The organism is Enterobacteriaceae endosymbiont of Donacia crassipes (assembly GCF_012569785.1).
Lineage (GTDB): Bacteria > Pseudomonadota > Gammaproteobacteria > Enterobacterales > Enterobacteriaceae.
In genome coordinates this window covers 278,342-302,876 of the sequence record NZ_CP046202.1, presented here as the reverse complement: position 1 = coordinate 302,876, position 24,535 = coordinate 278,342, and the positions used below count along the sequence as shown (strand labels likewise).

Below are 24,535 nucleotides of genomic sequence, written 5' to 3'. Positions count from 1 at the left end.
TATCATATTTTTTTATTTCTTTAAAAATTCAATTTTTATTTTATTTATGATAAAATATTTTTTTTAATAAATTTAGTTATATATGATTTTAAGTTATTTATTTATTTCTAATGAAAATATATTTATTAAAAATAAACATAATATTGTTATGTTACATGGATTATTTGGTAATAAAAAAAGTTTATATTTAATGGGTAAATTTTTATTTCATAAAACAAAATTTAAAGTTTTATTATTAGATATTAGAAATCATGGTTTATCTCCTCAAAATAAAAAAATGGATTATATATCTTTATCACAAGATGTATTGGATACATTGAATTTTTTAAATATTAAAAAAAATCTTATTTTTATTGGACATTCTATAGGAGGAAAAATAGCTATGAATCTTACTAAATTTATACCATTTAATTTTATTAAAACTATTATTATTTTAGATATAGCACCTGTTAAATATAAATTTAATAAAACAAATATTTTTTTTGCATTAGAAGAAGTATACAAAAAAAAAATATTTTTTAGAAAAGATGCGTTTAAATTACTAAAATCTTTCATTAACAATAAATTTATTATAAATTTATTGTTAAAAACATTTAAAAATGGAAAATGGGAATTTAATTTATCTATTATAAAAAATGAATATAATAATATATTAAATTGGAATCCACTTTTTTCTGTATGGAAAGGAAATATTTTTTTTTTAAAAGGAGAAAAATCAAATTACATAAATAAAATTAATTATACTAATATATTTTCTCAATTTCCTAATGCTAGAATATATAATATTCCTAATGTTGGTCATTTATTACATATTGAAAATATAAAATTAATATTTAATTTAATTAGAAAATTATGTTATAAATAATATTTTGAGATAAAAATAAAATGTCAAAGATAGGTATTTTTTTTGGTAGTGATACAGGAAATACTGAAAATGTTGCTTTTAATATACAAAAACAATTAGGTCATAATATTGCTTCAGTATTTGATATTGCTAAAATAGAAAAAAAAGATATTGAAAAATATAATATACTTATATTTGGAGTACCCACATGGTATTATGGTGAAGTTCAATGTGATTGGGATGATTTTTTACCAATTTTACAAAAAATTAGTTTTAAAAATAAAAATTTATGTTTATTTGGTTGTGGTGATCAAGAAGATTATGGAGAATATTTTTGTGATGCTATAAGTGTTATTTATAATATAGTTAAAACTAATAAAGGAAATATTGTAGGATATTGGCCAACAAAAAGTTATTATTTTTCGAATACTAAAAGTCTAAAAAATAAAGATTATTTTTTAGGATTAACTATAGATGAAGACAGACAATCAGAATTAACTAATTCACGTATCATAACTTGGACTAAACAAATTTCTAATGAATTAAATCTTTAATTATTTAAAATCAATTATATTATTTTTAATATAATTGATTTTAATCTAATTGTTATGATCTAAATGATAATATTTGATTAAAAATTATTTGTTTTTTATTAGAATTTTTTTTATCAAAATAAAAATATCCTTCTCTTTCAAATTGAAAATGTTTTTTTTTTTGTTCTTTTAATAAATTTTTTTCTATAAAACCATTATATATTAATAATGATTTCTTATTTATATAAGATAAAATATTATCTGTATTGTTAATACATTTTTTTTTTAATAAAGTTTTATATAAATAAAATAAAACTGGTTGAGAATTAAGACAAGATATCCAATGAATTATCCCTTTTATTTTTTGATCTTTTTTATCTATTTTAATTCCTAATGTATTTTGATAGTATGTACAATATACACAAATAATATTTCCATTACTGTTTTTAATAACTTTATTAGCTTTAATTACAAATGAATATCTTAATTTTACTTTTTTACCTAAAATTAATCTTTTATAATCTTTTTTTTCTTCTTCTGAAAAATCTAAAATATCTATATATATTTCTTTTGTAAAATAAATAATTCTATAACCCATATTTTTATTAAATGGATGATTAGGGATTAATAATTTTATTTTTTTATTAACAGGAAAATTATCAATAATAATTTTTAAAGGTCTAAGTATTGCCATTGCTCTTGGAGCGATTTGATTTAATTCTTTTTTTATACAAAATTCTAAATAAGATAATTGTATAATATTATTTTGTTTTGTTACTCCTATACGATAACAAAAATTTTTTAACGATAAAGCTGTATATCCTTTTCTGCGTAAACCAGAAATAGTTAATAAACGAGGATCATCCCATCCATCAACTATTTTATTTTTAATTAATAATCTAATATTTCTTTTTGAAGTTATTCCATATTCAATTTGTAATTTTGAAAATTCATATTGTTTAGGATAGTTTTTAACACTGATATTATTGAGTATCCAATTATATAATATTTTATTATCTTGAAATTCTAAAGTACATAAAGAGTGTGTTATTCCTTCAATTGAATCAGATATACAATGACAAAAATCATAAGTAGGATATATACACCATTTTTTACCAGTTTGGTGATGTTTTTGAAATTTAATTCTATACAAAACAGGATCTCTCATTATAATTATTTTTGATTTCATGTCTATTTTTGCACGTAAAGACATACTTCCTTCAGAAAAATTACCTAAACGCATATTATGAAATAATTTTAAATTTTCTTTTATTGAACGATTCCTATAAGGACTATCTTTACCAGGTACTGATAAAGTACCTCTATAAGATTTAATTTCTTGTATACTTAATTCATCAACATAAGCTAAATTTTTATTAATTAATTCTATTGCATATTTATATATCATATCAAAATAATCTGATGAATATTTAATTTTATGATCCCATTTAAATCCTAACCAAATCAAATCTTTTTTTATAGAATTAATATATTTAATATTTTCAGTTGTTGGATTAGTATCATCAATTCTCAAAAAACAATTTCCTCCATAAAATTTTGCTATAGAAAAATTTAAACATATAGATTTAATATGTCCTATATGTAAATAACCATTAGGTTCTGGAGGAAATCTAGTACATATAAAATTATATTTTTTATTTTTTAAATCATTGTGGATAATTTTAAAAATAAAATTTTTTTTATAAAAATTATTATTTCTACACATATTTATTTTACTCTTTTCACAAATTTAATTTAAATTTTATACTTAAATTAATAAATTTAAGTTGACGTTATACTTTATTATATTACATAATGTAAATATAATTATTGGCTACGTAGCTTAGTTTTGGTTAGAGCACAGCACTCATAACGCTGAGGTCATGGGTTCAATTCCCATCGTAGCTAAAAAATAATTAGCGAAAGCGGAAGTGGCGGAATTTGGTAGACGCACCAGATTTAGGTTCTGGCTATTTAGATAAAAATATAGTACGAGTTCAAGTCTCGTCTTCCGCATAAATAAAAAAATATGGGGTATAGCCAAGTGGTTAAGGCACCGGTTTTTGATACCGGCATCCCTGGTTCAAATCCAGGTACCCCAGGTAAAAATATACTTATTTTTTTCATTTTTCTAAAATTTAAAAATAAAAAAATTATTTAATTAATAAATTATGTTAAAAAATAAATTATATATTAAAACTTGGGGCTGTCAAATGAATGAATATGATTCTTCTAAGATAGCTGATATTATGAAAAATGAATTAAATTGTAAAATTACTACATCAGTAACAAATGCCAATATTTTAATATTAAATACTTGTTCTATTAGAGAAAAAGCACAAGAAAAACTTTTTCATCAATTAGGAAGATGGAAAAGTTTAAAAAAAAATAATCCTAATATCATTATAGGTGTAGGTGGATGTGTTGCTTCACAAGAAGGTAAAAAAATTTTAGAAAGAGCATATTATATAGATATTATTTTTGGACCTCAAACTTTTCATAGATTACCTAAAATGATATATAAGATACGTCAATTTAAAAAATATTTAATTGATATTAGTTTCCCTAAAATTGAAAAATTTAAATTTTTCCCTTTTAGTAAAACAAAAAAAGTAAGTTCTTTTATTACTATTATAGAAGGATGTAATAAATATTGTACTTATTGTATAGTGCCTTATACAAGAGGAAAAGAAATTAGTAGACCTTATAAAGATATTATTTTAGAAATTAAACATTTAGCTTCTCAAGGAGTGAAAGAAATATATTTATTAGGACAAAATGTTAATGCTTATAAATATTTCGATAAAAAATATAAAAAATATTATACATTTACAAAATTATTAAAATTAATTGCAGAAATAAAAAATATAAAAAGAATTAGATTTACTACAAATCATCCAAAATATTTTTCTGATGAACTAATAAATATATATAAAACAATTCCTCAATTAGTAAATTTTATACATTTACCAGTGCAAAGTGGTTCTGATAAAATCTTATATCTTATGAAGAGACAATATAATATTGAAGAATATACAAGAATTATAAATAAATTAAGAAATGTTAGACCATTAATACAGATTAGTTCAGATTTTATTGTTGGTTTCCCTGGAGAAAATGAAGAAGATTTTAATAATACTATTTCTTTAATATTAGATTTAGATTTAGATATGAGTTTTAGTTTTATTTATTCATCTAGACCTGGAACTCCAGCTAGTAAAATGAAAGATAATATTAGTATTATAGATAAAAAAAAAAGGTTACATTTACTTCAATATTATATTAAACAACAAACTAAAAAATTTAGTTTAAAAATGATTAATACTATTCAGATAATTTTAGTTGAAGGTTTTTCTTTTCAAAATCATAAATATTTTGGTAAAACTGAAAATAATAGAATAGTTTTTTTTACAAATTCTAAAAATTATATTGGTAAATTTGTTAAAATAAAAATTATTGATTCTAATATATATTCTTTATATGGAAAATTTATATCTATATATGATGATATATAGTATGTAATTATCTATGATTTATGAAATTAAGTATTATTTTAAATTATTATAATTTCTGTAAAAATAATGATCAAATACCATATAAAAATGATATTTTATATTGGTTAAAAATAATATTTATGAAAACTAATATAAAAAAAATTGAAATTACAATTTCTATTGTAGAAATAGATTATATTCAAAAACTTAATAAAAAATATTTTCAAATTTCTAAACCTACAAATGTTTTATCTTTTTTAGATAAAAATAATTTTTTAAAAAAAACATTATTAGGAGAAATAATTTTATGTAAGGAAATTATTGAACATGAATCTTTTTTACAAAAAAAGTTATTAAATGCTCATTGGGCTCACATGATTATACATGCATGTTTACATTTGTTAAAATATGATCATAAAAATATTCAAGAAACATGTATAATGCAAATAAAAGAAATTAATATACTTAATTTACTTGGTTATAAAAACCCATATGAATTATTATAATTAATATAAAATATTTTTTTTATAATAAAATGTTTTTAAAATATATTCAGGAATTTTTTTGATATGAAAAAAAAATATTCTCCTAAAAAAATAGAATCTTATGTACAAAAAAAATGGCATTTAGAAAAAACTTTTAAAGTAACTGAAGATTATAATAAACCTAAATTTTATTGTCTTTCTATGTTGCCTTATCCATCAGGTAAATTACATATGGGACATGTGCGTAACTATACAATAGGAGATGTTATAGCAAGATATCAACGTATGCAAGGAAAAAATGTTTTACATCCAATTGGTTGGGATTCTTTTGGTTTGCCAGCTGAAATAGCAGCAAATGAAAATAATATTTCTCCTTATGTATGGACTAAAAATAATATTTTAGATATGAAAAAACAATTAAAATTATTAGGATTTAGTTTTGATTGGGATAGAGAAATAACAACATGTGATCCTAATTATTATCATTGGGAACAATGGTTTTTTTTAAAATTATACAAATTAGGTTTAGCATATAAAAAAAATGCTTTAGTTAATTGGTGTAATATAGATAAAACAATTTTAGCAAATGAACAAGTTATTAATAATTGTTGTTGGAGATGTAATAGTATTGTACAAAAAAAATTAGTTAAACAATGGTTTTTAAAAATTACTCATTATGCTGAAGAATTACTTAATGATTTAAAAAAATTAAACGGATGGCCTAAAAAAGTAAAAGATATGCAAAAACATTGGATTGGTAAAAAAGAAGGTATAGATCTTTTTTTTAAAATTGAAAATATTAATTATCAATTTAATGTTTTTATAGAAACAAAATATATTAATTATATTAATGACATCGTTTTTATTAAAATTTTATATAATCATCCTATATGTAAAAATTTTATAAATGATATAAATATTAAAAATTTTATTACAAAATGTTCATTTAATAATCTTATTAAAAATAATAAATTTTCATCTATTAAAATAATAGATTTTAACAGTAATCTATTTGCATATAATATTTTGATAAAAAAAAAAATACCAATAATTATTGTTAATTATTTAACAAATATTACAACAATTAATGCAATAGCTGGTATACCGGCATATAATGAAAAAGATTTAATATTTTCTAAAAAATATAATTTTCTTTTTTTTAAAATGAAAAAATTATTACATGTTTCAAAAAATACTAAAAATAATAATGAATTAATTCATAATTTAATTACAAATAAATTTGCATGTTATAAAAAACATTATCATTTACAAGATTGGAGTATTTCTAGACAACGTTTATGGGGTACACCTATACCTATTATTATACAAAATAATAAAAAAATTTTACCTTTTAAAGAAAATGATTTACCTTTAGTTTTTCCTAAAAAATTTTTTAATGAAAATATAAATGAAAATTATAATCAAAAAATTAAAAAAAATTTAAAATGGTTTTCTTATAATAACAAAGGTATAAAGGGACAAATAGAAACTGACACATTTGATACTTTTATTGAATCTTCATGGTATTATGCAAGATATACTTGCAATAATGAAAAAAAAAGTATGATAAATAAAAAAAAAGCTAAATATTGGTTACCTGTTGATCAATATATTGGAGGTATAGAACATGCTATAATGCATTTGATGTATTTTCGTTTTTTTCATAAATTAATGAGAGATATTGGTTTATTATATATTGATGAACCAGTCAAAAATTTATTATGTCAAGGAATGGTTTTATCTGATTCTTATTATTATATAGATAATAAAAAAAAATATCATTGGGTTAAATTAAAAAATGTTATTTTTGATAAAAAAAATAATATTTTTATTAACAAAAAAGGTAAAAAATTAGTTTATCATGGCATGATAAAAATGTCAAAATCTAAAAATAATGGTATTAATCCTCAAGATATAATTGAAAAATATGGAGCTGATACCTTACGTATGTTTATTATGTTTGCAGCACCTCCAACTATGAATTTAGAATGGAAAGAATCGGGAATAAAAGGAATGTATAGATTTTTAAATAAATTATGGAAATTTATTTATAAATATAATCAAAAATATAAAAATTATCTAAAAATTAAAAAAAATCAAGAATTAATTCAATATAATAAACAACAACTTATTATTCAAGATTGTATAAATAAAACTATTATTAATGTAACAAATAATTTTGAAAAAGATCAGTCTTTTAATACTGTAATATCTTCTATAATAATTTTATTTAAAAAAATTACAAAATATAAAATAGATAATAATCTTGATTATATTATTATTTTTGATGGATTATTAATCATATTAAAAATGTTATATCCTTTTGCACCTCATATTTGTTTTGTATTATGGAAATATATGGGGAAAAATAATGATATAGATCATCAATTATGGCCAGTTATTAAAAACATTAACACAAAAATAAAACAAAATTTTAATATTATTATACAAATTAATGGAAAAAAAAAATATATTCTTTCAATTCCAAAAAAATATCATAATCAAGATAATAATATAAAAAAATATATATTATCTTATGATAAAATTTCTAAATTTTTAATCAATATTAAAATAATAAAAACAATATATGTACCACATAAGGTTTTTAATATAGTAACAAAAAAATAACAAAATTTATTTACGAAAAATAAAAAATGAATCAGAAATTATTTAATAATTTTTACAAAAATATTTATAATAAAAAGTATTTTTGCTATATTATGGCAGGTAATGAATTTTTTTTTTTAAAAAAAAATTTAAATTTATTATTTAATAAATTACTAGATTTAAATTATATTAAAAATAATGTTATTATTATAGATAATAATACAATTTGGAGTAATATTTTTTTTAAATTTACTATAAATGATTTTTTTTGTAAAAAAAAAATAATACATTTACTTTTTTTAAATAAAGATATTTTTTTAAATTTTAAAAATTATGTTTTACATTTATTAAAATATATAGACATTAATAATATTCTTATTTTAGAAATTCATGATTATATTAATTCTAATATAGAAAAAGTAATAAAAAATATTATTAACAATAATGGTTTTTTTTTAAAAAATAATAGATTAAGTAATAATCAATTATTAAATTGGATTAATTTTCGTTTTAAAAAATTAAATTTATCTATAGATAAAAATATAATTTTTATGTTAAAAAATTCTTATTCAAAAAATTTAACTTTATTAAATCAATTAATTAATAATATTTCTATACAAAAAAAAAAAAATCATAATTATATAAATAATTTTATTTATAAATATTATTTTAATAATCTAATTTTATTAAAAGAAGAAAAATTTATTGATTTTATTTTATTAGGTGATTTAAAAAATAGTTTTCAACTAATAATACAAATGAAAAATAATAAACAAAATATTTTTCTAATTTTAAATAAATTACAAAAAAATATTTTTCTAATTCTAGAATTATATAGAAATTATCAAAAAAATTCTACCAATTTAATTTTTAAAAAATTTTTAATACCTATATCAAAACAAAAAATTTTTATAAAAATATTAAATAGAATAAATTCTCAAAAATTATATTTAATAATTAAATTATTGCTAGAAATTGAAATAAATCTTAAAAGTTTTATAATACAAGATTATACAGAAAAACATTTTTGGATAGATTTAGAAAAATTAATTTTATTAATGTCATAAAATATTTTTAATTATATAGGTATAAGTAATTATGAATGTAAATTATAATTTTTTACACAATAATACAATAAAATTAAAAATTCTCACAAAAAGAATTAAAATATTAATTAAAATATTTTCAATATTTATAGTTGTTATAATATATAATTTATATTATTTACAAATAAAATCTTATAAAAAATATAAATTACAAGCAGAACAAAACTATATCGGATTTTTTTTTTTAAAACCTAATAGGGGATTAATTTATGATAGAAATGGTATTATTTTAGCTAAAAATAAAAATTTTTATCAAATTACAATTAAATATAATAATCTAAAAGATTTTTGTAAAAATTTTATTATTTTTCAAAAAATACTAAAATTAGATGTTAATCAATGTGATGTTCTAAATTTTATAAAAAAACAAAAAAAAAATAATCCTTTTAAATTAATTAAATTAAAAATTGATTTAGATAATATACAAATATCAAAATTTTTAGTAAATAAATTTAGATTTTCTAATATATCATTAAAAATTTATCAAAAACGTTTTTATCCTCAAAGTGATATTTTTGCTCACGTAGTAGGTTATATCAATTTAATAGACCATAAAAAAAAAAATATTTTTAAAAATAAAAATTCTGTAAAAAATTATAATGATATTTCTGATAAAGGTATTAATGGTATTGAAAAATATTATGAAAATACATTATATGGCATCCCTGGTTATCAAAAAATTGCAGTAAATAATAAAGGTATATATTCATATGATATATGTAAAAAAAAAGCATATACAGGTAGTGATATTTATTTAACTATTGATTATTATTTACAAAACTATATTCACTCATTAATGAGTGATAAAAAAGGTGCTGTTATTATTAGTGATACAAGAAATGGAGAAATTTTAGCTATGGTATCAACTCCTAGTTTTGATCCTAATATTTTTATAAATAATTTTAAAAAAAATAATATAACTTTTTTATTAAAAAGTAATGATGATATTTTAATTAATAGAACTATTCAAGGAATTTATCCTCCTGCTTCTACTGTAAAACCATATATTGCTTTAATAGCATTAAAATTAAATTTAATAGATGAACATACAATTTTATTTGATCCTGGATGGTGGAAAATTCCTAAATTAAATACAATATATAAAGATTGGAAAAAATTTGGTCATGGATATTTAAATGTTACTAAAGCATTACAAGAATCATCTGATTCTTTTTTTTATAAATTAGCTTATAACATAGGAATTAATAAAATTCATAAATGGATGATAAAATTCGGTTATGGTAAATTAACAAACATTGATCTTTTTAATGAAAAAATAGGTAATATGCCTACTAAAGAATGGAAACTTAAAAATATACAAATACCTTGGTATATAGGAGATACTATTTCCGTAGGTATTGGACAAAGTTACTGGAATTCTACTCCTATACAAATACATAATTCACTAACTATATTAGTTAATAATGGTGTCAGTATACCCTTACATCTTTTAAAAAAGAAAAAATTAAATAAGATTTTTTCTTATTATTTACCACCAAAATATAAAAGAGTAATTAATTTACCAATAAAATATTGGAATATAATAAAAAAAGGAATGTATAATGTAGTCAATAAAAAAAATGGTACTATTTATAATTATTTTTCTACAGTAAAAAATTATCAAGTAGCAGCTAAAACAGGAACTGCACAAGTTTTTAATCTTAAAAAGAAAAAAAATTATAATATTAATACAATAGAAAAAAAATTAAGAGATCATAAACTTCTAATATCTTTTGCTCCATTTAATAATCCTAAAATTGCTATGACTATAATTATAGAAAATAGTGATAATAGCATCTCAGTTGGAGATATTTCAAGAAAAATTTGGGATTATATTTTTATACATAAAGAAAAATTTTTAAATTAAAACATAAAATTATACATTTTAATTATGAAAAAAAAAAATAATAATTCTTTTCTTCCTTCTATATTACATATAGATTTAATCTTATTAATATTAATAACATTTATTTTAATAATTAGTTTATTTATAACATGGAGTTCAACTGGTATATATCGTCACATTTTTATAAAACATAAATTAATACAAATTTTTATAGGTTTTATAACTATGTTTATAGCAGCACAAATTCCTCCAGATATTTACGAAAAATATTCTTTTTTATTTTATTGGTTTTGTATTATTTTATTAATTGCTGTAGAATTTGGTGGACATATTACAAAAGGTGCACAAAGATGGTTAAATATATATTTTATTAAATTTCAACCTTCTGAAATAGCAAAAATAGCTGTTCCTTTAGTAATTGCTCATATAATTAATAAAAATAAATATCCTATTCATATAAAAACATTTTTAAAAATTATAATTCTTATATTAATACCTACAATATTAGTAGCAAAACAACCAGATTTAGGTACTGCAATATTAATTAGTTTATCTGGTATTATTATTTTGTTTTTATCTGGATTATCTTGGAAAATAATTATAAACAGTACTATTATATTCATTATTTTTCTTCCTTTTGCATGGATATTTTTATTACATGATTATCAAAGAGAAAGAATGTTAATGTTATTAAAATCACATTATGATGTATTAGGAATAGGATATCATATTTTTCAATCAAAAACTGCAATTAGTTCTGGAGGTATATTTGGTAAAGGATGGTTACAAGGAACACAAACACAATTAAATTTTTTACCAGAAAAACATACTGATTTTGTATTTTCTGTATTAGCAGAAGAATTTGGTTTTGTAGGCGCATTATTAATTATTTCTTTATATTTATTGTTAATAGGAAGAAGTTTATATTTATCTTTTCAATGTTATCATTTTTTTAATAAATTAATAATTAGTGGAATAACATGTATGTTATTTTTATCTGTATTTATTAATATTAGTATGGTAAGTGGATTATTACCGATAGTAGGTATTCCTTTGCCATTACTTAGTTATGGAGGGACATCTCTAGTAGTTATTATGGCTAATTTTGGAATTATTATGTCTATGTATACTTATAGTAGTAAAATTTGAATAAAAATTTTTTTAATAAATTAAAAATAAGGATTATAAATATGAAAAAAATATTTAATTTTAGTCCTGGACCTGCTACTTTACCTTATGAAGTTTTAAAACAAGCACAAGATGAATTAATAAATTGGAATAATCTAAATTTTTCAGTTATGGAAATTAGTCATCGTAGTAATGATTTTATCAATTTACTACAAAATATTAAACAAGATTTACGTGAGTTAATTAATATTCCATCACAATATGATATATTATTTTGTCAAGGAGGAGCTAGAACACAATTTGCAGCAATACCTATGAATTTATTATTTTATAATGAAACAGCTGATTATGCAAATATTGGTCATTGGTCTTTGCAAGCAATAAAAGAAGCAAAAAAGTATTGTGTACCTAATATTATTAATCCAGTAAAAAAAAAAAATGGTATATTTTATATAAAAAAAATGGAAGATTGGATTCTAAATAAAAATTCAAAATATATACATTATTGTCCTAACGAAACTATAGAAGGTATTGCAATTAATCAAGAACCTACATTAGAAAATAAAATTATTATAGCAGATTTATCATCTTCAATTCTTGCAAAAGAAATAGATATAAAGAATTATGGATTAATATATGCTAGTACACAAAAAAATCTTGGTACATCTGGATTAACTTTGATAATTATAAGAAAAGATCTAATATTTAATAATCGTAAAAAACGCCAAGAAATACCTTCGGTATTAGATTACCAAATAATTTCTAAATACAATTCAATGTTTAATACACCTCCTACATTTTCGTTATACTTATCTGGATTAATTTTAAAATGGTTAAAAAAAATAGGTGGAATAAAATATATTAGTCAAATAAATAAACAAAAATCAACATTACTTTATTCTGCTATAGATAATAGTAATTTTTATATAAATAAAATAGAACCTTGTAACAGATCTATAACAAATATTACTTTTTACTTAAAAGATAAAAAAAAAGAAAAAATTTTTTTACAAAAAGCTCAAGAAAATGGATTATTTTATTTAAAAGGACATAAAGTTGTAGGAGGTATAAGAGCATCTATATATAATGCTATGCCTATAGAAGGCGTAAAAATATTAATAGATTTTATGAATGATTTTGAAAAAAATTATGTATAAATGTTATTATTGTTTTAAAATTTAATTAGTTAATATATTATGAAAAATATTTTAATTTTAAAACCAGTACATAAAATTCAAGGTTCTATAACTTTACCTGGATCAAAAAGCATTTCAAATAGAGTTTTATTATTATCTGCTATAGCAAAAGGAAATACTAAATTAGTAAATTTATTAAATAGTGATGATGTAAAATACATGTTAAAAACATTACAACGATTAGGAATTAGTTATAATTTATCAAATAATAAAACAAATTGTTTTATTATAGGTAATAATGGATATTTTAAACCTAAAAAAAAAATAAAATTATTTTTAGGAAATGCAGGAACTGTAATAAGACCATTAACAGCATTATTATCATTAAATAATCAATGTGATGTTATTTTAACAGGGGAACCTCGGATGAAAGAACGACCTATTAAACATCTTGTAGATACATTAAAAAGTGGTGGTGCTAAAATTAAATATATAGAAAAAAAATATTTTCCACCTATACATTTAAAAGGAGGTTTCCAAAATTATTATAATAATAATCTTATAATAGATGGTTCTATTTCTAGTCAATTTTTAACTTCTTTATTAATTATAAGCCCATTATTAAATAATAATACATTAATTAATGTAAAAGGTAATTTAGTATCAAAACCATATATAGATATAACTATTAAATTAATGAAAATTTTTGGTATTAATGTACAAAATAATAATTATAAACAATTTAAAATTATTGGCAAACAAACATATATTTCTCCAAAAAAATATATTATAGAAGGGGATGCATCTTCTGCATCATATTTTTTAGCAGCAGCTGCAATTAAAGGAGGTACTGTATTATTAAAAAATTTAAATAAAAAAAGTATTCAAGGAGATATAAAATATGTTAATATTTTAAAAAAAATGGGAGCCATAATATCTTATGGCCCTAATTATATTAGTTGTACAAAAAATACTTTAAAATCTATTAATATGGATTTAAATGATATTCCAGATGTAGCTATGACATTAGCTATAGTTGGTTTATTTGCTAAAGGAACTACAATTATTAAAAATATATATAATTGGCGAGTAAAAGAAACTGATCGTCTTATAGCAATGTCTAATGAATTAAAAAAAACTGGAGCTAATATTATTACAGGTAAAGATTTTATTATAATAAAACCTCCTAAATATATAAAAAAAACTGTTATTGAAACTTATAATGATCATCGTATAGCTATGTGTTTTTCATTATTATCATTATCAAATAATTCTGTAAGTATTATTAATCCTAATTGTACTTCTAAGACATATCCAAAATTTTTTACAGAATTTAAAAAAATTAGTATTTATCATTAAATATTAATTTAATAATTAAACAATTTAAAACATTAAAAATAATAATATATTATATATAGTTGCAGAAAAAAATTATTAATGTTATATACATATATATTATGTATATAATATTTAATTTTCTCATAAAAGGAATATATGAGTTTTCTAATAAATAATACTTAAATGATTTAAGTTTATATTTATTTTTATATATTTAAAAGTTACTAATATGAATGAATGTTTTGCTAAATTATTTGAAAAATCACTAAAAAATAAAATTATTAATTTAGGATCAATTATTCCCGGAATCGTTATTGCTATTGAAAAAGATATTGTTTTAGTAGATGCAGGATTAAAATCAGAATCTTATATTCCAATTACACAATTTAAAAATATAAAAGGTGAACTTGAAATAAAAATAGGAGATATTGTAGATGTATCATTAGATTCAATAGAAGATGGGTTTGGTGAAACCATTTTATCTAGAGAAAAAGCAAAAAGACATGAAGCATGGTTATTTTTAGAACAAGCTAATATAAATAAAAATAATATTAAAGGTATTATTAATGGCAAAGTTAAGGGAGGATTTACAGTAGATCTTAATAGTATTAGAGCTTTTTTACCAGGTTCTTTAATTGATATTAGACCAATTAGAGATACTTCTCATCTAGAAGGTAAAGAATTAGATTTTAAAGTTATAAAATTAGATAAAAAAAGAAATAATGTAGTTATATCTAGAAAAGCAGTAATAGAATCAGAAAATAGTGTTGAAAGAAATTTATTGCTTAATACTATATATGAAGGAATGAAAATAAATGGATTAGTAAAAAATCTTACTGATTATGGAGCATTTGTTGATTTAGGTGGTGTTGATGGACTTTTACATATTACAGATATGGCATGGAAAAGAGTAAAACATCCTAGTGAAATTGTAAATATTGGAGATAATATTAAAGTTAAAATATTAAAATTTGATAAAGAAAAAGTACGAGTATCATTAGGGTTAAAACAATTAGGAGAAGATCCATGGAAATCTATATCTAAACGTTATCCAGAAAATAGCAAATTAATAGGTCGTGTAACTAATTTAACAGATTATGGATGTTTTGTAGAAATTGAAGAAGGTATTGAAGGATTAGTACATGTATCTGAAATGGACTGGACAAATAAAAATGTACATCCTACAAAAATAGTATCTATTAATAATAAAGTTGAAGTTATGGTGTTAGATATTGATGAAGAAAGAAGAAGAATTTCTTTAGGAATTAAACAATGTACTATTAATCCTTGGTTAGAATTTGCTAAAAATTATAAAAAAGGTGACCATGTTAATGGTAAAATTAAATCAATTACAGATTTTGGAATTTTTATTGGTTTAAATGGAGGTATAGATGGTTTAGTACATTTGTCTGATTTATCATGGATAAATAATGGAGAAAATGAAATACATAAATATAAAAAAAATGAAAATATTACTGCTATACTTTTACAAGTAGATCCAGAAAGAGAAAGAATTTCTTTAGGAATTAAACAATTAATAGAAGATCCTTTAAATTATTATTTTATAGAGTATAAGAAAAATAATTTAGTTACAGGTACTATTATAAATATAGATAATAAAAATATTAAATTAAAATTTAATAATGGTATATTCGGTAATGTTAAATTAAATGAATATAAAAATTATAAAATTGAAAACATTATAAAATATTTTAAAATAGGGCAAAAATTAGAAGGTAAAATCAATAATATTGATCGTAAAACTAGAATAGTTAATGTAATTATTAATATTAAATTAATAGAAAATAAAATCATAAAAAAAAATAATAATAATTTTTCTAATATTATGACAGAAGCTTTTAAAGCAGCAAAAAAATGTGAATAACTAATATGAAATATAAAATTATTCCTGTTACAAATTTTTATCAAAATTGTTATTTAATATGGTGTAAAAAAACATTTAATGCAGCACTTATTGATCCTGGAGGAGAATATAAAAAAATTTTAAATGTATTAAAAAAATATAAATTAAAAATAAAAAAAATTTTGATTACTCATTGCCATTTAGATCATATTGGTGCAGCTTATATTTTATCTAAAATATTAAATATACCTATTTTAGGTCCTCATAAAAATGATATTTTTTGGTTAAAAAATATAAAATTACAAAATAAACTTTTTAATCTTCCACATTGTATATTTATAAATAATATATGGTTAAAAAATAAACAAAATATTTTTATAGGTAAAATTAATTTTCAAGTATATCATTGTCCTGGTCATACTCCAGGTCATATAATTTTTTTTAATAAATCTAATAAAATTATGATTTCAGGTGATATTATTTTTAAAAATAGCGTGGGTAGAACAGATTTACCAAAAAGTAATTTTTATGTTTTAAAAAATTCTATAAAAAAGATGACGTTTTTATTAAAAAATAAAAAAGATATTATTATATTACCAGGTCATGGAGAAAAAACTTCTTTTTATAGAGAAATAAAAAATAATATGTATTTAAAATAAACTAATTAACTAACTATCTCTATGAATTTATTTTTTATAAAATTAAATTATTAAATTTAAGAAATAGCTAGTATTATTATAAATAAAAATATTTTAATTAAAATTTATAAATTAAACCAATTCCAAATAAATTATGATGAAAAATATGATTTGTATTTATATATCTATTATTTTTACTTAATAAATTAATACGATAACTTATATAAGCAGATAAATTTTTACTAAATTTATATATTGTATCAATAGATACATATTTAACAAAATTTACATTTCCTCCATCAAAATGTCTTCCCATAGGTATGTTATTTCCTTCTGATTGGACATAAGAAACGATAGTTTTTAATTCATTACTAAATTTATACTGACCAATAACTTCTAAATTTCTAATTTTATTAGCAAATAAATATTCATAATCAGCTAAATATATTAATGAATTCTGTGCTTCACTAAATACAGCAGCTAGATAAATATTATTTTTTTCATATTTAACTCCAATAGAAAAAGCTTTTATTGCATTACTTTTTTTATCATTTTCTTGTTCATGATTAATATTTTTTTCTTTTACAAAAATAATTTTATTAATTATATTACTTTTATTGTTTATTTTTAAAGCATTAAAATATGCACCTATAAAACTTATTCCAGAATCACCTAATTTATATTTAATAGAAGTTCCCCATCCTTGTCTATTTTTTTCTTTATCTATGAAAAGATTTTTTTCTAAGTTTTTATCATCATTATAATCATTATTTTCTTTGAAAAAAGATAATCCTTTATATTGTAAAGTAAAATCTAATCCTTTAATTAAATTAAAAAAATTTTTATTTCTATATGTTATAAGATTATTTGTTCTTCCAAACATAAATTTATCATTATTATTGTACATAAAATCATCTGTAAAAAATAAACTTTTTTTTGCATAAGAGGTTGCATCATATAATATTCCATAATTTCTTCCAAAATCTATAGAATTATTACCATTATTAAAACTTAAACCAATTAATCCTAATCGTATTGATGGAAAAACATTATTATCTATTTCTTTTTGATTTATTGGTAAACTATACTCAAATTGAGTATAACCGTAAATATTATTAAATATATTTGTTATTCCTTTGAATCCTAAAATAACATTTGATATAGTATTTTGATATTTTTTTAAAATATTTGCATTGTTATTAGCATAAGTTTTAGTAATTTCTAAAGATCCATATAAATCCATTTTTTGTCCATTTTTATTATAAATTTCGTTAGCATGAACAATACTAATTGAAAATAATAAAGGTATTAAAATTTTAAATATATTACATCTCATAATTTTTTATCCTTATTAATAATAATCATTTATTTTAAATTCAGTTAGTAATAAAATTTATAAAAAATTATCTTATATTTTATTAAAAATTTTAAAATTTTGCATTATATGGAGTTCTTGGAAATGGAATAACATCTTTTATATTATGTAAACCAGTCATATAAGATAATAATCTTTCAAAACCTAAACCAAATCCAGAATGAGGTACTGTGCCATATTTTCTCAAATCACGATACCACCAATAATAATCTTTATTTAATTTTAATTCTTTTAATCTTTTATCTAAAAAATGTATTCTACTTTCTCTTTGAGACCCCCCTATAACTTCACCTATGTCAGGTAATAATATATCCATAGATGCTACTGTTTTATTATCATTATTTAAATACATATAAAATGCTTTAATATTTTTAGGATAATTAAATATTATTACTGAATTATTAAAATATTTATTAGTTAAATATTTTTCATGTTCTAAAGAGAGATCATCACCCCATTTTATAAAATGAGAAAATTTTTCTTTACAATTTTTTAAAATTGCGATAGCTTCAGTATATTCGATTATATCAAATTTATTTAATAAAATTTTTTCAATTTTATTAAATAAACTTTTTTCTATTTTAGAAGACAATAAAATAATTTCATTTTCATGAGAATTAAGAAAATATTCAAAAATTTTTTTTAACATTTTTTCTGCAAACTTCATAAGAGATTTTAAACTAGTAAATGCTATTTCTAGTTCTAACATCCAAAATTCAGCTAAATGACGTTTAGTATTTGAATTTTCAGCTCTAAAAGTGGGTCCAAATGTATAAACTTTAGACATAGAGCAAGCATAAGCTTCTAAATTTAATTGTCCAGAAACAGTTAAAAAAGATTCTTTACCAAAAAAATCTTTTTTAAAAACATTTATATTTTTTTTGTATTTAAAATTTTTTAAATCTAAAATAGAAACTCTAAACATTTTACCTGATCCTTCAGTATCTAAAGTTGTAATTAATGGAGTACTAATCCAAAAAAAATTTTTTTTATGTAAAAAATTATGTATAAATAATGCTATATTATGTCTAATTCTTGTTATACAACTAATTATTGTTGTTCTAGAGCGCAAATGAGATACTTCTCTTAAATATTTTAAACTATGTTTTTTAGGAGAAATAGGATACTTTCCTGGATTTTTAACCCAACCTAAAATTTCTATTTTTGTAGCATATATTTCATAATTTTGTATATTTTTAAGTGAAATTTTTAATTGTCCTGTAACACTTAAAGAACATCCACTAGTAATAAATAAAATTTCATTTTTATAATTATTTAATGTATTTTTAGCAATAATTTGTATATCATTTACACATGACCCATCATATAAATTAATAAAAGAAATACCTAATTTAGAATGTCTTCTGTTGCGAACCCATCCTCCTATAGATATTATATTGTTAACCTTAATTTTTCCAGTTATTAAGTTTGATATACTAGAAATTAAACACATTATTATTTTCTCTTTACTTATTTTTATAAAAATTATTTTAAATATTAAAATATTTATTTAATATATTTTAATTTATAAAGATTAGAATTTCAATTATTTTTATTTAAATATAAAATATTTAATTTATTTATTTTTATATGAATATTTAATATTTTATAATTTTTTTTTGAAAATAAAAATTTTTTACAAAAAATTAAATAACAACGAAAATTTGTTTTTATTTTTAAATTATTTATTAATTAAATTAATATTTATTTTAAATAAATTATGTAATTTTATAAAAAATTATTTTAATTTTCATTTTTAAAATTATTATTAATTTTATTTACTACTTCAATACCTAAATTTTTGAAATTTTTAATTTGAGATATTATATTTCCCTTACCTATAAATAATTTTTTAATAGCTGAATTATAACTTATTTGTAATTTATCTAAATTTTTTTCTAAAACATACATATCATCTACAAATAATCTAATTTTATTATATAATTTTGTTGCTTTGTCAACAATTAATAAAGAATTTTTATTTTGTTTTTCTAAACGCCATAAATTTTCTATAGTTCTTAAAGAAATCATTAAAGTAGTAGGGCTAACTAACATAATATTTAATTTTAAAGCTTCATATAATAAAGATGGTTTATAATTTATAGCTAGTGATAATGCAGATTCAATAGGAATAAACATTATAATATAATCTAAGGTTTTTAAATTAGATAAATATTGATATTGTTTATTACTTAATAATTTTAAATGATTACGAATAGCTATGATATGATCACTTAATGCTTTTTTTTGTTTTATTTTATTATTGGTATTGAAATAACGTTCATATGCTATTAAAGTCATTTTAGAATCTATAATAATTTTTTTATTATAAGGTAGATTAATTATTACATCTGGTTGTATTTTTTCTGTATTGTTTAATTTAATTTTTTTTTGTACTTCATATTCATATCCATTTCTTAATCCAGAAGATTCTAAAATTTTCTTTAATACTAATTCCCCCCAAATTCCTTGAATTTTATTATTTCCTTTTAAGGCATTTGTTAAATTAATAGCTTCATTTGAAATATTTATGTTTAATTTTTGTAAATTTTTGATTTCATAAGTTAATATATTTCTTTCTAAAGATTCTTGATGTAAATTTTTTTGTAACTGATTTTGTAATGATTCTAATTTTTGATTTAAAGGATAAATAATATTTTTTAAACTTTGATTATTATATTGATTAATTCTATTTTCACTTTTTTCTAAAATTTCATTAGCTAAATTTTTAAATTCTATATTTAAATAATTATTATTTTTAATAATTATTTTTTCTTTTTTTTGAAAAAAAATGATATTATCATCTAACTTAACTTCTAATTCTTTAATTTTAATTTTTAAATTTAAAATTATTTCTAATTTATTTAAAATTATTTTATTTAAGTTTTTATTTTCAATTTTTAATTTTTGTAAAAATTCTATTTGTTCAATTTTTTTTATTAATTCAAATTCTAATTTTTTATTTTTTTTTATGATTTTGCCTAAATATTTTTTTTTTTTTTTTTGATTTTTTTTATATAAAAAAAATATTATTATAAATAAAAATAATATTAAAAAAAATATATAATTTTGATAAAAAAACATTTTTAATTATTAACTCCTGAAATAAAATTTCTATTTAATTTTTAAAAATTAATATTAATCTTTTAAAGAAAAAATATATTTTAATTGACTTTTATTTATAAATATGAATTAATTAAAATATATTTAATATAATTTATATACAGGCTTGTAGCTCAGACGGTTAGAGCACACCCCTGATAAGGGTGAGGTCAGTGGTTCAAATCCACTCAAGCCTATTATAATAAAATTATAGGGGCTATAGCTCAGATGGTAGAGCATCTGCTTTGCACGCAGAGGGTCAGCGGTTCGATCCCGCTTAGCTCCATAAAATATACAAAACTAAGATTTATTTAAAAATAGAAAATTAATCATTTCTTTTTTTAAAAAAGAAAAATGTTTTTTATTTGTCATATTTAATTTTTTTTCATTAATAATTTTAGTTTGATGTATTATCCATTTTTTCCAAGCATGTTTTGAAATATTATAATATATAATATCTCCTATATTACCTGGATATACTTTTTTATTTAATTGTTCTAATTTGTTTTTAAAATAAATACAAAATATTTTTTTTGTCATAAATTTTTCTTTACATTTTTAATGTTATTATATAATAATAAATTAATTAATAACTAATACCTATATAAATTATATGGATTTTTATATTAAAAGTTTTAATTGTCGTTTTAGAAAATTAAAAAAATCTAAACAAATATTTTTTGATGAATATTTTCATTTTTTTAATATTAATTATAAAAATAAATTAATAAATTTTAATAAAATATTTAATAATAAATTACCAATAATAATCGATATTGGTTTTGGTATGGATGATAATATTATTAATATTGTTATGAATAATATTCAATATAATTTTATTGGTATAGAAGTATATCTACCAGGAATTGTTAAATGTTTAAAAAAAATTATTCAATATAAAATTAAAAATTTAAAATTAATTTATTATGATGTTTTTTTTGTATTAAAAAATATGATACCAAATTATTCAATTAAAATAATTCAATTATATTTTCCTGACCCATGGCCGAAAATTAAACATCAAAAAAGAAGATTATTAAAAATAGATTTTATAAAAATAATTTATTCTAAATTAATCAATAATGGTATATTATACGTAATTACTGATTGTAATAATTATAAAAAAAGTATTATTTCTAATATAGAAAATTTAAATAAAAGTTATTTTTCTTTTAAAAAATCTAATTGTTATAAACATATATATGAAAATTTTAATTTATTATCATTAAATACTAATTTTTTAAATAAAGCAATAGAAAAAAAAAAAAATATTTATTATATAGAATATAAAAAATTAAATTATTTAAATAAATATTTCTAATAAATCATTTAAATATAAATGACCTTTGTTTGTTATATACCAAAAATTGGTATATTCTTTTAAATAACCTAATTTTAATGCTTTATCAATTAAAGATATAATATCTGTCATTTTTATACCTGTTAATTCAACAAATTCTTTTTTGTAAATTTTGTTATATAATCTAAAACGATTTAAAAAAAATTCAAATATTTTATCTTTATATAAAAGTGTGTGTATAGAAGTAATAAAATGTCCATTTATATATTGTTTAATATTATTATTTTTAATAATTCTAATAATTTTATTATTAAATAAAGTAATTTTACTATGTGCGTTACAGCCAATACCTAAATAATTACCAAAATACCAATAATTTAAATTATGTTTACATTTATATTTATAATTTTTTACAAAAGATGAAATTTCATATTGAAAATATTTATTTCGAGAAAAAAATTTTTTACCTTGTAAAAATATTTTCCATAAAACATCATCATTTAATAAATTTTTTGGTTTATATTTTTCAAAAATAGTATTTTTTTCAATAGTAAGTTGATACCATGAAATATGGTTAGGTTTAAAAGAAATAGCTTTACATAAATCTTGATACGAATCATTCAATGATTGTCCTGGTAAGCCATACATTATATCTATATTAAAATTAGAAATATTATTTTTTTTTAAAATATTAATAGCATTAATAGCTTCTTCTGAAGAATGTAATCTACCTAAATTTTTTAAATTTTTGTTATTAAAACTTTGAACTCCAATAGAAAAACGATTAATACCACTATCTATATAATTTATAATTTTATTTTCAGAAATAGAATTTGGATTTATTTCAATAGTAATTTCAGTTAATTTAGATATATAAACTTTTTTTTTTATTTCTTTTAAAAGAAAAGATATATATTTTTCATGTATTAAACTAGGTGTTCCTCCACCAAAAAAAATACTTTGAATATAAATTTTTTTTTTAAAAAAAGATAAAGTTTTTTCTAAATCTAATAATAAACAATTAATATATTGAAATTGTATTTTTTTATTTTTTTTTATTAAAATCTTAGAAAAAAAATCACAATAAGGACATTTTTTTAAACACCAAGGAATATGAATATATAAACTATAATATTTATTAAAATTTATCATATTTTTAAATTAAAAACCAAAATTGGGGAAATAAATCCATTAATAAATTATTTAATAAATATAAAATTATATTTATAATAAATAAAAAAACATTTAAATAATAAATATTAGGACATATTATTTTTATGAATAAATAAATTTGATTTATAAATATTTCTAAAATTTCGTTAAGATTTAAAAATCTTAAATTAATACAATTTAATATTAAATATATAGTAATTATATAGAATAATAAAGATCCAGTAACTTTAAGTAAAGTTAATAAACTAATAAGTATATAGATAATTATATTATAATTAAATAAATTTCCATGTTGTATTAATATTAATATTGGATATTTAAAAAATAAAAAAAAAGAAATAATTATTATAGTTAGTATTTTATTATTATTTTTTATAGGCAAAAATTTTTTAATATATTTTAAAAATATATCTGTAAATATTATAATAAATCTTATAAAAGTATTAAAATAATTATTTATAGAATAATAAATCCATAATCTTAATAAAAAAAATAATATTATGAATTCTATTAAATGTTTACATAAACATATAATTTTAACCATAAAAAAACTCCGAAATACATAA

20 protein-coding genes and 5 tRNA genes are annotated in these 24,535 nt (G+C 18.5%); 18 read left to right on the top strand and 7 right to left on the bottom strand.

Annotated features, from left to right (window positions below; all coding sequences use genetic code 11):
* Positions 1-82 precede the first annotated feature (82 nt).
* Together GJT95_RS01505 and fldA are read left to right on the top strand one after the other, a co-directional pair.
* The gene (locus GJT95_RS01505) at positions 83-865 is read left to right on the top strand and encodes an alpha/beta fold hydrolase (protein WP_169786014.1); all 783 of its coding nucleotides are present in this window, start codon (positions 83-85) and stop codon (positions 863-865) included.
* A 20-nt stretch (positions 866-885) separates the two neighbouring features.
* Positions 886-1,398 carry a flavodoxin FldA gene (gene fldA, locus GJT95_RS01500; RefSeq protein ID WP_169786013.1) on the top strand — a complete coding sequence of 171 codons (513 nt, stop codon included), beginning with the start codon at positions 886-888 and terminating at the stop codon, positions 1,396-1,398.
* 52 nt (positions 1,399-1,450) lie between these two features.
* Here the strand turns inward: fldA and glnS are convergent, their stop codons facing one another.
* Positions 1,451-3,103, bottom strand: a complete 1,653-nt coding sequence (glnS, locus tag GJT95_RS01495) for a glutamine--tRNA ligase (protein WP_169786012.1) — start codon at positions 3,101-3,103, stop codon at positions 1,451-1,453.
* 106 nt (positions 3,104-3,209) lie between these two features.
* On the opposite strand from glnS, the gene GJT95_RS01490 reads away from it, so the two are divergent.
* From GJT95_RS01490 to GJT95_RS01430, 13 genes are all read left to right on the top strand, one after another.
* A tRNA-Met gene (locus GJT95_RS01490) sits at positions 3,210-3,285 on the top strand.
* Positions 3,286-3,302: 17 nt separating this feature from the next.
* Positions 3,303-3,393 (top strand) — tRNA-Leu (locus GJT95_RS01485).
* A gap of 14 nt (positions 3,394-3,407) precedes the next feature.
* Positions 3,408-3,479, top strand: a tRNA-Gln gene (locus GJT95_RS01480).
* Between the two features lie 69 nt (positions 3,480-3,548).
* Positions 3,549-4,892, top strand: coding sequence for a tRNA (N6-isopentenyl adenosine(37)-C2)-methylthiotransferase MiaB (gene miaB, locus GJT95_RS01475; protein ID WP_169786011.1), 1,344 nt, complete (start codon positions 3,549-3,551; stop codon positions 4,890-4,892).
* A 20-nt stretch (positions 4,893-4,912) separates the two neighbouring features.
* Positions 4,913-5,377: an rRNA maturation RNase YbeY gene (gene ybeY, locus GJT95_RS01470; RefSeq protein WP_169786010.1), complete on the top strand. Its 465-nt coding sequence runs from the start codon at positions 4,913-4,915 to the stop codon at positions 5,375-5,377.
* A gap of 63 nt (positions 5,378-5,440) precedes the next feature.
* Entirely contained in the window at positions 5,441-7,984 is a 2,544-nt protein-coding gene (gene leuS / locus GJT95_RS01465; RefSeq protein WP_169786009.1) for a leucine--tRNA ligase, read from the top strand.
* A 92-nt stretch (positions 7,985-8,076) separates the two neighbouring features.
* Positions 8,077-9,030, top strand: coding sequence for a DNA polymerase III subunit delta (holA, locus tag GJT95_RS01460; RefSeq protein WP_169786008.1), 954 nt, complete (start codon positions 8,077-8,079; stop codon positions 9,028-9,030).
* A 31-nt stretch (positions 9,031-9,061) separates the two neighbouring features.
* Positions 9,062-10,936 (top strand): penicillin-binding protein 2, encoded by a 1,875-nt coding sequence (mrdA, locus tag GJT95_RS01455; RefSeq protein ID WP_169786007.1) that lies wholly within the window; start codon positions 9,062-9,064, stop codon positions 10,934-10,936.
* 24 nt (positions 10,937-10,960) lie between these two features.
* Positions 10,961-12,064, top strand: a complete 1,104-nt coding sequence (rodA, locus tag GJT95_RS01450; RefSeq protein ID WP_169786006.1) for a rod shape-determining protein RodA — start codon at positions 10,961-10,963, stop codon at positions 12,062-12,064.
* Between the two features lie 41 nt (positions 12,065-12,105).
* Positions 12,106-13,200: a 3-phosphoserine/phosphohydroxythreonine transaminase gene (gene serC, locus GJT95_RS01445; protein WP_169786005.1), complete on the top strand. Its 1,095-nt coding sequence runs from the start codon at positions 12,106-12,108 to the stop codon at positions 13,198-13,200.
* A 39-nt stretch (positions 13,201-13,239) separates the two neighbouring features.
* On the top strand, positions 13,240-14,538 hold the full coding sequence (gene aroA, locus GJT95_RS01440; RefSeq protein ID WP_169786004.1) for a 3-phosphoshikimate 1-carboxyvinyltransferase: 1,299 nt from the start codon (positions 13,240-13,242) through the stop codon (positions 14,536-14,538).
* 208 nt (positions 14,539-14,746) lie between these two features.
* Positions 14,747-16,402, top strand: coding sequence for a 30S ribosomal protein S1 (rpsA, locus tag GJT95_RS01435; RefSeq protein WP_169786003.1), 1,656 nt, complete (start codon positions 14,747-14,749; stop codon positions 16,400-16,402).
* A gap of 5 nt (positions 16,403-16,407) precedes the next feature.
* Positions 16,408-17,040 carry an MBL fold metallo-hydrolase gene (locus tag GJT95_RS01430; RefSeq protein ID WP_169786002.1) on the top strand — a complete coding sequence of 211 codons (633 nt, stop codon included), beginning with the start codon at positions 16,408-16,410 and terminating at the stop codon, positions 17,038-17,040.
* A 97-nt stretch (positions 17,041-17,137) separates the two neighbouring features.
* Here the strand turns inward: GJT95_RS01430 and GJT95_RS01425 are convergent, their stop codons facing one another.
* The 3 genes from GJT95_RS01425 to rmuC all read right to left on the bottom strand — a co-directional run bounded on the left by GJT95_RS01425 (position 17,138) and on the right by rmuC (position 21,478).
* Positions 17,138-18,355, bottom strand: a complete 1,218-nt coding sequence (locus GJT95_RS01425; protein WP_169786001.1) for a porin — start codon at positions 18,353-18,355, stop codon at positions 17,138-17,140.
* A gap of 91 nt (positions 18,356-18,446) precedes the next feature.
* Positions 18,447-19,847 (bottom strand): asparagine--tRNA ligase, encoded by a 1,401-nt coding sequence (gene asnS / locus GJT95_RS01420; protein WP_169786000.1) that lies wholly within the window; start codon positions 19,845-19,847, stop codon positions 18,447-18,449.
* A 290-nt stretch (positions 19,848-20,137) separates the two neighbouring features.
* Entirely contained in the window at positions 20,138-21,478 is a 1,341-nt protein-coding gene (rmuC, locus tag GJT95_RS01415) for a DNA recombination protein RmuC (protein ID WP_169785999.1), read from the bottom strand.
* 141 nt (positions 21,479-21,619) lie between these two features.
* Here rmuC and GJT95_RS01410 point away from each other — a divergent pair.
* Both GJT95_RS01410 and GJT95_RS01405 read left to right on the top strand, forming a co-directional pair.
* Positions 21,620-21,693 (top strand) — tRNA-Ile (locus GJT95_RS01410).
* A 16-nt stretch (positions 21,694-21,709) separates the two neighbouring features.
* Positions 21,710-21,782: transfer RNA gene (locus tag GJT95_RS01405), tRNA-Ala, on the top strand.
* Between the two features lie 14 nt (positions 21,783-21,796).
* Here the strand turns inward: GJT95_RS01405 and GJT95_RS01400 are convergent.
* Positions 21,797-22,036: an oxidative damage protection protein gene (locus GJT95_RS01400; RefSeq protein WP_169785998.1), complete on the bottom strand. Its 240-nt coding sequence runs from the start codon at positions 22,034-22,036 to the stop codon at positions 21,797-21,799.
* A 73-nt stretch (positions 22,037-22,109) separates the two neighbouring features.
* Between GJT95_RS01400 and trmB the strand changes: the two genes are divergently transcribed.
* Entirely contained in the window at positions 22,110-22,817 is a 708-nt protein-coding gene (gene trmB, locus GJT95_RS01395; RefSeq protein WP_169785997.1) for a tRNA (guanosine(46)-N7)-methyltransferase TrmB, read from the top strand.
* Here the strand turns inward: trmB and hemW are convergent.
* Positions 22,800-23,948, bottom strand: coding sequence for a radical SAM family heme chaperone HemW (gene hemW / locus GJT95_RS01390; RefSeq protein WP_169785996.1), 1,149 nt, complete (start codon positions 23,946-23,948; stop codon positions 22,800-22,802). The two genes, trmB and hemW, sit on opposite strands and share 18 nt — an antisense overlap.
* 4 nt (positions 23,949-23,952) lie before the next feature.
* Positions 23,953-24,513: a hypothetical protein gene (locus tag GJT95_RS01385; RefSeq protein ID WP_169785995.1), complete on the bottom strand. Its 561-nt coding sequence runs from the start codon at positions 24,511-24,513 to the stop codon at positions 23,953-23,955.
* Between the last annotated feature and the right edge of the window lie 22 nt (positions 24,514-24,535).

What these genes read in the sequence shown, in the direction of transcription:
- rodA (WP_169786006.1), top strand. Translation starts at nt 10,961, where the DNA reads ATGAAAAAAAAAAATAATAATTCTTTTCTTCCTTCTATATTACATATA.
- GJT95_RS01400 (WP_169785998.1), bottom strand. Translation starts at nt 22,036, where the DNA reads ATGACAAAAAAAATATTTTGTATTTATTTTAAAAACAAATTAGAACAA.
- ybeY (WP_169786010.1), top strand. Translation starts at nt 4,913, where the DNA reads ATGAAATTAAGTATTATTTTAAATTATTATAATTTCTGTAAAAATAAT.
- serC (WP_169786005.1), top strand. Translation starts at nt 12,106, where the DNA reads ATGAAAAAAATATTTAATTTTAGTCCTGGACCTGCTACTTTACCTTAT.
- aroA (WP_169786004.1), top strand. Translation starts at nt 13,240, where the DNA reads ATGAAAAATATTTTAATTTTAAAACCAGTACATAAAATTCAAGGTTCT.
- asnS (WP_169786000.1), bottom strand. Translation starts at nt 19,847, where the DNA reads ATGTGTTTAATTTCTAGTATATCAAACTTAATAACTGGAAAAATTAAG.
- GJT95_RS01430 (WP_169786002.1), top strand. Translation starts at nt 16,408, where the DNA reads ATGAAATATAAAATTATTCCTGTTACAAATTTTTATCAAAATTGTTAT.
- mrdA (WP_169786007.1), top strand. Translation starts at nt 9,062, where the DNA reads ATGAATGTAAATTATAATTTTTTACACAATAATACAATAAAATTAAAA.
- rpsA (WP_169786003.1), top strand. Translation starts at nt 14,747, where the DNA reads ATGAATGAATGTTTTGCTAAATTATTTGAAAAATCACTAAAAAATAAA.
- holA (WP_169786008.1), top strand. Translation starts at nt 8,077, where the DNA reads ATGGCAGGTAATGAATTTTTTTTTTTAAAAAAAAATTTAAATTTATTA.
- GJT95_RS01505 (WP_169786014.1), top strand. Translation starts at nt 83, where the DNA reads ATGATTTTAAGTTATTTATTTATTTCTAATGAAAATATATTTATTAAA.
- GJT95_RS01385 (WP_169785995.1), bottom strand. Translation starts at nt 24,513, where the DNA reads ATGGTTAAAATTATATGTTTATGTAAACATTTAATAGAATTCATAATA.
- trmB (WP_169785997.1), top strand. Translation starts at nt 22,110, where the DNA reads ATGGATTTTTATATTAAAAGTTTTAATTGTCGTTTTAGAAAATTAAAA.
- miaB (WP_169786011.1), top strand. Translation starts at nt 3,549, where the DNA reads ATGTTAAAAAATAAATTATATATTAAAACTTGGGGCTGTCAAATGAAT.
- GJT95_RS01425 (WP_169786001.1), bottom strand. Translation starts at nt 18,355, where the DNA reads ATGAGATGTAATATATTTAAAATTTTAATACCTTTATTATTTTCAATT.
- leuS (WP_169786009.1), top strand. Translation starts at nt 5,441, where the DNA reads ATGAAAAAAAAATATTCTCCTAAAAAAATAGAATCTTATGTACAAAAA.
- hemW (WP_169785996.1), bottom strand. Translation starts at nt 23,948, where the DNA reads ATGATAAATTTTAATAAATATTATAGTTTATATATTCATATTCCTTGG.
- fldA (WP_169786013.1), top strand. Translation starts at nt 886, where the DNA reads ATGTCAAAGATAGGTATTTTTTTTGGTAGTGATACAGGAAATACTGAA.
- rmuC (WP_169785999.1), bottom strand. Translation starts at nt 21,478, where the DNA reads ATGTTTTTTTATCAAAATTATATATTTTTTTTAATATTATTTTTATTT.
- glnS (WP_169786012.1), bottom strand. Translation starts at nt 3,103, where the DNA reads ATGTGTAGAAATAATAATTTTTATAAAAAAAATTTTATTTTTAAAATT.